Raw genomic sequence first — 10,554 nt, 5'->3', positions numbered from 1 at the left:
CATCCGATAAAACCTCTTCCAATATTCCCTTCTGCCTTTACACTCTTCGAATGATTTCCAACCATTCTGGGGTCTTTAAAAGATGTAAATAAGCCAAATCAAGATTACTTCTTGATTTGGCTACCCAAAAAGAGCTATTTAACATAATATTCTATTAATAACTTGACAAATGGTTAGAAAATTTGTATTATTACACCAATAAATAAGGAGGGTTCATATGCTATTACTAAAACTAATTATTACAACTTCACATCATCATATTAACTAGTCTTGCTATCGATATTAATATATCTATATAGGAAGACTATTTTCATTGAATCGTATAACTAAGCCGTTTTGGAGCTTATGTTAGTACGATTTTTTTATTTGTCATAAATGAGAAAAGAGGAAGAGTTTGATGAAAAAAATGGATTATCAAAACGTAAGAGGTACACAAGATTATTTACCTAGACAAGAAATTATCAGACGACACATTCGAAGAGCATTAGAGGACACATTTATTGCGTATGGTTGCAATCCATTAGAAACACCTATTTTAAATTACACAGATTTAATGGCATCTAAGTATGCGGGTGGTGCAGAAATATTACAGGAGATGTATAAATTAACTGATCGTGGTGAACGTGATCTAGCACTGCGTTACGATTTGACGATTCCGTTCGCAAAAGTTGTAGCGATGAATCCAACTATTCCTATGCCGTTTAAACGTTATGAAATTGGTAAAGTATTTCGAGATGGTCCAATTAAAGCGGGGCGTTATCGTGAATTTACTCAATGTGATGTAGATATTGTAGGGGTGGAATCACAGGCTGCAGAGGCAGAATTAATGATGATGGCGTTAGATGCTTTTAAAAATCTTAACGTAAATGTAGAGATTCAATTTAATAACCGTAAGCTTTTATATGGTTTACTACAACAATTTCAGGTCCCTGAAGGTGTAATGAATCGTGTCATTTTAGTGTTAGATAAGATTGAAAAGGTACCGGTTGAATCAATGATGGACGAGTTAGCTCAACTACAATTGACTTCAATTAGCTTGGCACAAATCAAAGCATTTATTGAATCAAAAGGTAAATTAACGATACAAAGCTTCAAACAATGGGAACAGAAAAATATTTATGTGCAGGAAGGCTTACAGGAATTAGCTGAGCTTACTACATATTTAGAGACACTCGAAATTCAGGAAATGTGTATTTTTAACCCGTTTTTAGCAAGAGGACTTGAAATTTATACAGGAACAATTTACGAAATCTTTTTAGCAGATGGTACGATTCGCTCAAGTATAGGAAGCGGTGGACGTTATGACAATGCTATTGGAGGACTTTTAAACTCTGAAAAGACTTTTGCGACAGTAGGTATTTCTTTTGGATTAGATGTTATTTATTTTGCATTTGAATTATTAGAACGAGTGAAGAAATGCTCGGTTATAGATATTTATATCATTCCAATTGGAACGGTAAAGGAAGCACTTAAACTGGCAACAAACTTACGATCCCAAGGTAAACGAGTAGAAGTGGAACTATCAAATAAAAAAGTAAATAAAGCCATGGAAAGAGCAAATCGTGAAGGTATTGCAAATGTAATTGTATTAGGAAACGATGAAATCATAAACGGCACTTATATAATAAAAAATATGGAAACGGGTGAAAACCAAAAAGTAGTTTATAATTTTCATTAACCAATAAATTATTATTATAGATAATCCTTATGATCAAATTATAAAAAAATGCACTTATAACAAGGGTGGAGAATTAAATCATAAGTAAATACGATTCTTTAGTAAGATTTTCTTTTCTTATTCAACTAACGGGTGCTTTTCTTGAAGAATAATGATCTGCTGAGGTGTCTCTTTTTTCTTATGTACTAACGCAGTAGGTTAATGAAAGAAGGAAATCGAAAAATGTAATGGAGGATTTTTATATATGTTTAGCAGCTGGGAGAACTAACGACGCAGGCTAGTTTAATAAGAAAAAGTTTGTTAGTGTGATGAAAATTGGTAAATGTGAGAGTATAAGAATGTAATAGTGAAATTCAAAAAATAAGTATTACTGAATCTTCTTGGATTGTAAACCGTATTAATTACAAAGGGGGTTATGTAATGTATCAACGTAAGAACAAAACACTTATTGTTTTTTTGACTCTAATTATGTTAATATCAGGGTTTTTAATTTCTGGTTGCTCCCAAGATGAAACAGATGATCCGAATAAGACAGTAATTCAAAAAGTTCTAGAGCTTCAATTTACTGGACCAGACGAGAAGTTTATGGACTTATTGTGGAATCCTAAATACAAGATTGTCAATAATGGAATAGAAGAAAATCTGGAATTATCTAAGTATATAGAAGAGTTATATGGAGGTTTTTCACAGAGAGCGAATTAGATTTCTTTATGAGGGCGTTCGGTACTTCATATCAAAGTTTTGCTGATTTTAATGGATATAAGTTAAGTTTTAAAGAAGTCTCGATCGAGCAAAGCGAGAAAATTCTAAACCGTTATACCTTCATAGCAAAGGTAGGTTTTCAAAAAAATGGCGGTGAAGAAAAAACTATAAATGTAGAAGGTGAAGTCCTCTTCTCTACAAAAGAAGAAGGGAAAATCGGGAGATTTAGTTACGGAAATGACAACGGCTTTTCAGATATATTGAGACAATGAGCAATTGAACAATGACTTTGTTTTTCATCTAACGGGTGCTTTACTTCAAGAAAGGAGTAAAGCCTTTTTTCTTGTTGAACTAACGCAGCAGTTTAGTTGAAGAAGAAAAACAGATAAAAAAGGGGGAGACGTTGAATTGAAGAAGATTTCTTGGATGAAAAGGTTTGTTATCACGCTTATAATTACGTTATTTGCATTGGGCGGTTGTAACCCATTTAATTCAAACGATATCGAAGGTAGTATTTATGAAATCGGAGATAATAGCATAAAAATTGAAGTACTTGGAGATGACCCAGAAGCTGATTATCCTACTTATGAAATTTTTATTGATGATGATACAGTGATTGAAGGTACAAAAGATAGCTTCAGTGAATTAGAAGTGGGAGACAACGTGAAAATATGGGTAGAAAATCAAGAAGCAGATAAAAAAAATGCTAAAAAAATATCTGTTTTTGTTATAGATAGATAAGAATGAAGACCAAGGTATGTCCAGAAGAAATAATGCTGTATTCAACTAACGGGTGCTTTAGTTAAATCAAGTGGCTACCTGTAAGGGTAGCTCTTTCTTATTGAACTAACGACACAGTTTAGTGGAATAAGAATTGGCAAAAGGGGTATAATTTATTGCTTTCGAGAAGTAGTATATAGGTTAATAGTAAATTGGAAGTAAATACTAGATTTAGGTTGTGGAACTAGTCAATTTGCAAGGTAACGGTCTACGAAGGTTTTAGGTGTAGACATCTCAAGAAATATGATTGGACGACTATAAAAGAAATGAGAGGTTTTGTGATGAAAACAAAGAATAAGTTGGTTCGGATGTCAAAGGTGCTATCTTTGTCCTTTTCCATCTTCATTCAAGTTTATTGGTATAAAATTCGGAAAAAGCCTGAAGCTGAATGGGAAAAACTTTGGGGGAAAATAGGGGAAAGGTTTCGAAAGACACTTTTTGAATTAGAAGGTTTACTAATCAAAATCGGACAGATGCTCAGCATTCGTGCCGACTTGTTGCCCAATGCATTTATAAGCCAAATCCAAGATCTTATAGACAAGGTTCCCCCTTCTAACTGGAGTGATGTTGAGGAAATTCTTGAAATGGAATGGGGAAATCCCCTTAATCATCACTTTCTTTCAATCGAAAAAGATGCAATTGCTTCAGCATCCATTGGAGAAGTATATAAAGGTGTTTTGAAAGATGGAACAAAGGTCGCTATTAAAGTGCAACGTCCTAATATTAATTCGATTGTACAAATTGACTTCCGTACTTTAGCGATCATCATTTGGTTTGCCGATCACTTTGTTCCCGTTCCAAAAGGGTTTATTAACTTTAAAGTCTTGTTTAAGGAACTAAAACAAGTGATAGAACGAGAACTTGATTTTACAAAAGAGTTGAAATCTATACTGTATTTTAGAGAACGATTTAAGGATGTCGATGTTGTACAAATTCCTTCTGTGTATTCGGAGCTTAGTACGTCAAAGGTACTGGTGATGGAATGGGTTGAAGGAATAAGACTTACAAATGTAGGGGCCTTAGATCAGTTAGAAGTGAGCCGTCATGAGTTGGCTCAACGGCTCATCGAAGTGTTCCTTCCTCAATGGATTGAGCCTGGCACGTTCCATGCTGACCCACATCCAGGAAACGTACTTGTATCAAAGGAAGGACGAATCATCCTACTTGATTTCGGAATGGTAGGGGAAATCACCAAAAAGGATGCTGCTAATTTTCAAGGTTTAATTGAAAGCTTTCTTTCGAAAAATTATGCTAAAGCTGTTGTTTGCTTGTCTCATTTAGGGTTTTTGCTCCCTGATGCTGAATCAAAAACGATCGAAAGGCTATTAGCTGAATTAATGTCCTTCCAACCTGCTCAATTAAAAGAAATGGATCTTCTCGCATTAAAATTAGAAATGAACGATATGATTCAAGCACTTCCCATTCAGGTTCCAACAAGATTTGTCTTTTTAGGTCGTTCTTTCGTAACGATTGAAGGAATCCTCCGCAATTTGGCACCAGAGGAGGAACTCATGGATCTAAGTAAACCTGTTTTTATGGAATGGTTAAATAAACAAGGGAATAATAAATGGTCATTTGTTTGGCAATGGATTCAGTCACAGCCTATGTTTAAGTTTTTTCATTCTGTTACAGAATTTTTAAATGCACCTCAAACATTAGAACATTTAAAGGAAACCGAACAAAGAAGACAATTTCAATTTATTATTTATGAAAATCATAAAAAGCAGTTATTCCAATTAACGCTTCTTGGATTCATAGGGATAGCAGCAGGTATCTATACCTCACATCCCCTTATTTGGAAGTTGTCAGTTGGAGTAAATGCCTTCTCAAGTATCGGTTATATTATTTGTAGTTATAAGCTAAAAAAATGGATGAAGTACATGCATGAAAAACGGAAAAGTTAAATGCATAGTAATCTAAAAGTAATAGTTGGATTGTGAAGGGTTGTACTAAAACTACCATGGAAGAACGTAATTTTCTTGCATATTCTGTGGTGAAGCAGGGCTGCATGGATGGCTAACGCGTGCTAAGTTCAAGAACATGGCGTTGCTTAGGCAGCTCATTATTCTCATTGAACTAAAGAAGCAGTTTAATTTAAGTGTTGCTATTCACAATCTGTATTATTAAATGTCCTTTTCCTCCACACAAAAAGACTCCCACCACATGAAAAAGGAGAATGAATTCATTATGAAATCATCCCCTCAAATAGTTTAAATATGCTTTTACTGATATTATTCATCAATGACTTGCTAAACGTTTTTCAAAATCCGCCTTAAACAACAGAATAGCATCAATATTTACAGCAAAATCGTGGTCACTGATATTAAAATTAGTTGTAAACTCGTCAGACTTCTCACGAACCATAATTGTCGGACGGATATTGTCTCCAATAGCGTCCTTAGTTACATCACTTCCATAGAAATACCAGTTAGTTTGAGTAGGCACATTTGCTGCCTTCTTAGATAAGTCATTTTTTATTAATTCGCATAATTGAACCATAAAATCTTCATTAAGTTTAATGGTTTTTCCATGCTGACCATCAACAGATATATCAGCATATCCATACCAGATATTCCTGCTTGAATACTTTCCGTCATTTGAAGTGTATGTTTCATCAAACAAAATCTTCATTTCATTACCCTCCGTTAGTATAAAATTTCTTTACACTATTATACACCAATTAGAAAATGCAAAATAGCTTGCTGTTAGTCTCACTAAACTTGCAAGAGTTAGGCAAAGCTAACATCATGGTAGGGTTCCTCCTAAAGTTGTGAGTTAGAATGGTGTCTAATTGGAATGTATTTTTGGACATTAAAGGCGGTCACCATAACAACGATTTTTATCTTGCATACTTGATAGACCCTGTTGGTTTTGGTATTATTCAAAAAATAAACTAAACATTAGTGAAATCCGATATTCAACAAACGGGTGCTTTAGTAAAAGATCATGGGTTGCCATGGAGAACTCTTTTTTCTTATTGAACTAACGCAGAGGGTTAGTTCAATAAGAAAATACACAGATACTAATATTGAATATTGAATATAGATGTTTTATATTTTAGAATCATAAGTAAATATTGGGTATTAAAGGAGTAGTGAATAATATGGAGAATAATTCTTCAAAAGAAGTACAAGCAGTTTATAAACAACTATTAGATGCTTGGAATAATAGAAATGCTCGTGGAATGGCAGATTTATTTACAGAAGATGGCGAAATTATTGGTTTTGATGGGAGTCAATCAATCGGCAGGGAGGAAATACTTTCGCACCTTAATCCAATCTTTGAGCACCATCAAACGGCTCGATTTGTTAGCAAAGTAAAAGATGTAAAATTTCTAAGTACTGACATAGTAATTGTACGAGCGATTGCTGGAATGGCACCTCCTCAAGCAAATGACATAAACCCAAATGTAAACACTCATCACACTCTTATTGTTGTAAAAAAAGATGGATATTGGCGTATTCAATTATACCAAAATACTCCTGCCCAGTTTCACGGAAGACCTGAATTAGTGGAACAAATGACAGAAGAGCTTAAAGCGTTATTAAAGGAGGAGTAAATAAATTCAACAAGTATGGCTGTTTCGGCAACCTTTTTTTCGTCGGCTTCTTTAAAATGGCTTAACGACCATAAGCACTAATATGGCAATCATCAGCAGCTGTGCCGCCGTCTCGATTGGTACGATTTTTTTCATCAACAGTCCGAAATCTGCGGGTATTTCATTATCCTGTTCTTGACTTTCAGATACGATCTTTATGATCTTTTTCATACGCGGCTCGATCAATCCGTCGATCATTACGACCATGAGTAGCGATAAAAGGATAGATACATTCAGCCACATTTGAGATAACCCCATCCTGTTTATGATCATAAGCCAAACCCCGGTTATAATAAGTACAGCTCCGCCAATTTTAGGTATTATGGCAAGCTTGGTAGTTATACCAAAAGCAAAGCGCAGCTGACCGACGGTTCTAGCGGATCTTCGAATGATGGGCATCACGAAAGCTGGACCAATTATGGCGATCGAAGCCAATATATGCAAAACGAGCAGTAATCCAAACAAACCGATTATCTCCCTTCTCCTCCGTGCACCAAAATATCGCTTTGATAGGCAAGACCGACCCTTTTTCTTTTAAACGATCCTCCTAGCTCTATATGGTCCAGCATACATTTCGCGACATCGTCATAAGTAACATCCAGCTCTTGAAGTCGGCTGAACAAGTGACGGGCTATATCTTCTTCGGAATATTCCTTAATCATCTCCGGAATCGGAATGGGCAAGGTTTCCGTTGTTACATGCAGATGAACTGGATCTGGATGCTCTATCGAATCAATCATTGTTCCCGGACACATAATGGACCAATCGAGCTGAGTCTGCTGTAGCCGTTCAAAATTCTGGTTGTGATTTTTATACTCAGGCGGGAAGCCGGGTAAATTGTTGCCGATAAGATCGGTATATGGAATACCCAGCAGTCCAGCTCCTCCCATTATCCATACCCGCCCAGAGAAACTAGGTTGGAATTCACATTGGGTTATAATGTTATCGACGATACGAACAAACTCTTCTCCCTGGCCCGCATGGCCGGCTGCAATAATAGCGGCGTCTTGATGCGCGAGCGCCTCACCGATACTGACCGGGTCCATAATATCGTCCACGATCACCTTCACATGCTGTGCGGAATGCTCACCTAGTTGATCATATAGCTTCTCAGAATTTCGCACAAATGCGGTCATTTCATGCCCCATTTTTATCCCTTGCGCCAACACTCTTTTTCCTGTATTCCCCGTCGCTCCAAAAACAATAATTTTCATTGTTCTTTCCTCCTCTAAAATAGCTCCGAATATTTGGTTAACTCAACCTTAGCATCGTTTATATATTATGTTAAGAACCCACTTTAAAGTAAGGTACTTACTTAAAAGTAAGCATGACAGAATCGGATGACTTAATTGTTCACGCGGAGTTCGGGAGGACAGGAAATTTTTAAATACAGATTGGCGACAATCCTACACTATCAGGAGTTATATTAACTCAAACCCGAAAATTACTTCATAACAGGAGTGCCGACTGTAGGCAAACAAAAGCTGCCCGGTATCCCGTGGCAGCATTGGTTTTGAGTTGATTGAATTAGTGGAGAGGTTCATTGAACCAGCTTTAAGACGCTGATTCTTTATATTTCCGCTTATTATGATTTTCTCCCCAAGCACACATGACTTCTGCTACAGGGATCAATGTTTTACCGTATTCACTAAGGGAATATTCTACTTTTGGAGGGATCGTAGGGTAGATCATTCTATCGACTATGCCTTCTCGTTCCAAATCTCGGAGATGTTGTGAAAGCATTTTTTGTGAAACATTAGGTATAAGCTTTTCCAGATCACTGAATCGCTTATTGGATTCAATCAAATGCCATAAAATCATTGGCTTCCATTTGCCACCTAAAACATGAATGAGTGTCTCAACTGGGCATTCAAGCTGATGAATCATTGATAAATCATCCCCTTACTTTTAAGTAAGTGCATTATCTAAAGTAAACACTTAACAAAATTTTACAAGGGATATACAAACAAGTCAATCAAATGAAACTAAAAAGGATAAACAAGGATTGTAGTAGTGGCTTTCAGGATCAAATATAGATCTAGGCTTTTACGATTGCTGAAATTAGTTGCATGGTAGAAAATAGATGGGTGGCACGAACTAATGAAGTAGACGGCGGAGATATTTTTGAAATGGAGTTCATAAATGAGCAATCATCAGTGAACAATTTCATGATTAATGTAGCAGTAAAAGATAGTTTTAAGATACTGGATAAAGAAGTTATAAAAGAATTTAGACTCAAGGGTGGAAACACTGCATATTTGTTGAGTATAGGAGATGCAAACTTATTGGTTTTTGAAAAAGATAATTTGCAATATAGGTTTAGTATAGATAAAAGAATGTCCGAAAAGATTCCTCCTGAAATTTTAGTTCAGATAGCTAATTCTATTGATTATTGAATCGTATCAAAAATTTCTCTAATTCAACTAACGGAGTGCTTTACTTCAAGAAGAAGTAAAGCCTTTTTCCTATTGAGTTAAATAAGCAGAAAAATTAGTTATTGTACTACCGGGTGCTTTACTTCAACAATCAGGCCATTTTCTTGAATAACTCTCCACAAGTAAATTATATAAAACGTGCAATAAAAATTAGCATGTAATTTGGGATTATCGAAGTCACAATTGATCAATGCTAGATGGAATAAAATATTGGAGAAATCATAATAATCCTATGTTTTTGAGGAATAATAAATTGAGAAGTAATAAAAAAAGAAGTAAAGCGAGGAGTTTTATGAAAAAGGTTGCAATGTTTTTCCTATGTCTTCTTATATTAATTCTTCCATCACAAGTTTTTGCCCAAAGTAAAGTACCTATTTTAATATATCATTCGATTGACGAATATAAAGGGAAGGGCTCTAAGGAGTTATATGTAACACCGAAGAATTTCGAGAAACAAATGATTTATCTAAAAGACCATGGCTACACATTATTAACTTTTGATCGATGGCAAGACATTTATAAAGTAAACAAACCTATTTTCATTACATTTGATGATGGGTACAAAAACAATCTGAATGCATTTGGTATCTTTCAAAAACTAAAAAACGAAAGTTTTAAACCAACTGCTACCATTTTTGTTATTTCTGACTTTATCGGTCGCTCCAACCGATTATCGGAATCGGATTTAAAAATGATGGCTGATTCGGGGATCATCTCAATTCAGTCTCATACTGCTACTCATCCTGATTTGACGAAAATAAAAAATTTTGAATATGAACTGAAAGAGTCCAAAGATAAAATTCAAAAAATAACGGGCAAACCAGTTAATACTCTTGCGTATCCATACGGAAATTTCAATAACAAGATTGTAGCAGAAACGAAGAAATACTATTTGTTTGGACTTACGACAACTCCTGAACTATTTTCTGAGAAGGGCATAAAAGACGAATTCTATCTTTTACCACGGATCTATATCAAGTATTCAACTACTCTTGATGACTTTGCAAAGATCGTTGACGGAGAATAAAGACGGTTACTATACCAGAGGGTTGCTTAAGCAGCTCTTTTTTCTTATATAACTAACGCAGCAGGTTAGTTGAGGAAGAAGTTTTTTGGTGATTGTGTTGTATAAGTTAATATATGTGAATTATTGAACAAAAGGGGTGCCTTACCTCAAGTTGAGGTGTCATTTTTTCTTAACGGGCAGGTTTGGGATTAGCAATCCATAAGAAACATCCAAGTTGAATTATGTTAAAATGTAGTTACTGTATAATGTAGATATTCCTCATGAACAAAGGAGAACTGAAAATGAGAAAACTCGTTCTATTTCTGCACGCATCGCTTGACGGTTTCGTAGAAGG

12 protein-coding genes are annotated in these 10,554 nt (G+C 35.3%); 8 read left to right on the top strand and 4 right to left on the bottom strand.

Features of this window, described 5'->3' with window-relative positions; translation table 11 throughout:
* Nucleotides 1–397 precede the first annotated feature (397 nt).
* The 5 genes from ACFVR1_RS19390 to ACFVR1_RS19370 all read left to right on the top strand — a co-directional run bounded on the left by ACFVR1_RS19390 (nt 398) and on the right by ACFVR1_RS19370 (nt 5,064).
* Entirely contained in the window at nt 398–1,678 is a 1,281-nt protein-coding gene (locus ACFVR1_RS19390; RefSeq protein WP_387586333.1) for a histidine--tRNA ligase, read from the top strand.
* 420 nt (nt 1,679–2,098) lie between these two features.
* A complete protein-coding gene (locus tag ACFVR1_RS19385) occupies nt 2,099–2,380 on the top strand; it encodes a hypothetical protein (RefSeq protein WP_387586332.1) in 282 nt (93 codons plus the stop codon).
* An 8-nt stretch (nt 2,381–2,388) separates the two neighbouring features.
* Entirely contained in the window at nt 2,389–2,652 is a 264-nt protein-coding gene (locus tag ACFVR1_RS19380; RefSeq protein ID WP_387586331.1) for a hypothetical protein, read from the top strand.
* A 136-nt stretch (nt 2,653–2,788) separates the two neighbouring features.
* Entirely contained in the window at nt 2,789–3,121 is a 333-nt protein-coding gene (locus tag ACFVR1_RS19375) for a hypothetical protein (protein WP_387586330.1), read from the top strand.
* 320 nt (nt 3,122–3,441) lie between these two features.
* Nucleotides 3,442–5,064 carry an ABC1 kinase family protein gene (locus ACFVR1_RS19370; protein ID WP_387586329.1) on the top strand — a complete coding sequence of 541 codons (1,623 nt, stop codon included), beginning with the start codon at nt 3,442–3,444 and terminating at the stop codon, nt 5,062–5,064.
* Nucleotides 5,065–5,398: 334 nt separating this feature from the next.
* Here ACFVR1_RS19370 and ACFVR1_RS19365 read toward each other — a convergent pair whose 3' ends face one another.
* Nucleotides 5,399–5,791, bottom strand: coding sequence for a hypothetical protein (locus ACFVR1_RS19365; protein WP_387586328.1), 393 nt, complete (start codon nt 5,789–5,791; stop codon nt 5,399–5,401).
* Between the two features lie 472 nt (nt 5,792–6,263).
* Between ACFVR1_RS19365 and ACFVR1_RS19360 the strand changes: the two genes are divergently transcribed.
* Nucleotides 6,264–6,719 carry an SgcJ/EcaC family oxidoreductase gene (locus ACFVR1_RS19360; protein WP_387586327.1) on the top strand — a complete coding sequence of 152 codons (456 nt, stop codon included), beginning with the start codon at nt 6,264–6,266 and terminating at the stop codon, nt 6,717–6,719.
* Between the two features lie 51 nt (nt 6,720–6,770).
* Here the strand turns inward: ACFVR1_RS19360 and ACFVR1_RS19355 are convergent, their stop codons facing one another.
* The 3 genes from ACFVR1_RS19355 to ACFVR1_RS19345 form a co-directional block, all read right to left on the bottom strand.
* The gene (locus ACFVR1_RS19355; RefSeq protein WP_387586334.1) at nt 6,771–7,229 is read right to left on the bottom strand and encodes a DUF2269 family protein; all 459 of its coding nucleotides are present in this window, start codon (nt 7,227–7,229) and stop codon (nt 6,771–6,773) included.
* A complete protein-coding gene (locus ACFVR1_RS19350; RefSeq protein ID WP_387586326.1) occupies nt 7,229–7,972 on the bottom strand; it encodes an NAD(P)-dependent oxidoreductase in 744 nt (247 codons plus the stop codon). The genes ACFVR1_RS19355 and ACFVR1_RS19350 overlap by 1 nt, the downstream gene beginning before the upstream one ends.
* 340 nt (nt 7,973–8,312) lie before the next feature.
* Nucleotides 8,313–8,645, bottom strand: a complete 333-nt coding sequence (locus tag ACFVR1_RS19345) for a winged helix-turn-helix transcriptional regulator (RefSeq protein ID WP_387586325.1) — start codon at nt 8,643–8,645, stop codon at nt 8,313–8,315.
* Nucleotides 8,646–8,827: 182 nt separating this feature from the next.
* Between ACFVR1_RS19345 and ACFVR1_RS19340 the strand changes: the two genes are divergently transcribed.
* A complete protein-coding gene (locus ACFVR1_RS19340; RefSeq protein ID WP_387586324.1) occupies nt 8,828–9,154 on the top strand; it encodes a DUF4367 domain-containing protein in 327 nt (108 codons plus the stop codon).
* 331 nt (nt 9,155–9,485) lie between these two features.
* Entirely contained in the window at nt 9,486–10,220 is a 735-nt protein-coding gene (locus ACFVR1_RS19335) for a polysaccharide deacetylase family protein (RefSeq protein ID WP_387586323.1), read from the top strand.
* Nucleotides 10,221–10,554 lie beyond the last annotated feature (334 nt).

Origin of the sequence: Psychrobacillus sp. NPDC058041 (genome assembly GCF_042885655.1) — a bacterium.
GTDB lineage: Bacteria > Bacillota > Bacilli > Bacillales_A > Planococcaceae > Psychrobacillus.
This window is presented reverse-complemented; position numbering and strand designations above follow the sequence as displayed.

Coding starts and splice junctions, on each gene's coding strand:
- ACFVR1_RS19350 (WP_387586326.1), bottom strand. CDS start 7,972: ATGAAAATTATTGTTTTTGGAGCGACGGGGAATACAGGAAAAAGAGTG.
- ACFVR1_RS19335 (WP_387586323.1), top strand. CDS start 9,486: ATGAAAAAGGTTGCAATGTTTTTCCTATGTCTTCTTATATTAATTCTT.
- ACFVR1_RS19340 (WP_387586324.1), top strand. CDS start 8,828: ATGGTAGAAAATAGATGGGTGGCACGAACTAATGAAGTAGACGGCGGA.
- ACFVR1_RS19365 (WP_387586328.1), bottom strand. CDS start 5,791: ATGAAGATTTTGTTTGATGAAACATACACTTCAAATGACGGAAAGTAT.
- ACFVR1_RS19380 (WP_387586331.1), top strand. CDS start 2,389: ATGAGGGCGTTCGGTACTTCATATCAAAGTTTTGCTGATTTTAATGGA.
- ACFVR1_RS19390 (WP_387586333.1), top strand. CDS start 398: ATGAAAAAAATGGATTATCAAAACGTAAGAGGTACACAAGATTATTTA.
- ACFVR1_RS19385 (WP_387586332.1), top strand. CDS start 2,099: ATGTATCAACGTAAGAACAAAACACTTATTGTTTTTTTGACTCTAATT.
- ACFVR1_RS19370 (WP_387586329.1), top strand. CDS start 3,442: ATGAAAACAAAGAATAAGTTGGTTCGGATGTCAAAGGTGCTATCTTTG.
- ACFVR1_RS19345 (WP_387586325.1), bottom strand. CDS start 8,645: ATGATTCATCAGCTTGAATGCCCAGTTGAGACACTCATTCATGTTTTA.
- ACFVR1_RS19360 (WP_387586327.1), top strand. CDS start 6,264: ATGGAGAATAATTCTTCAAAAGAAGTACAAGCAGTTTATAAACAACTA.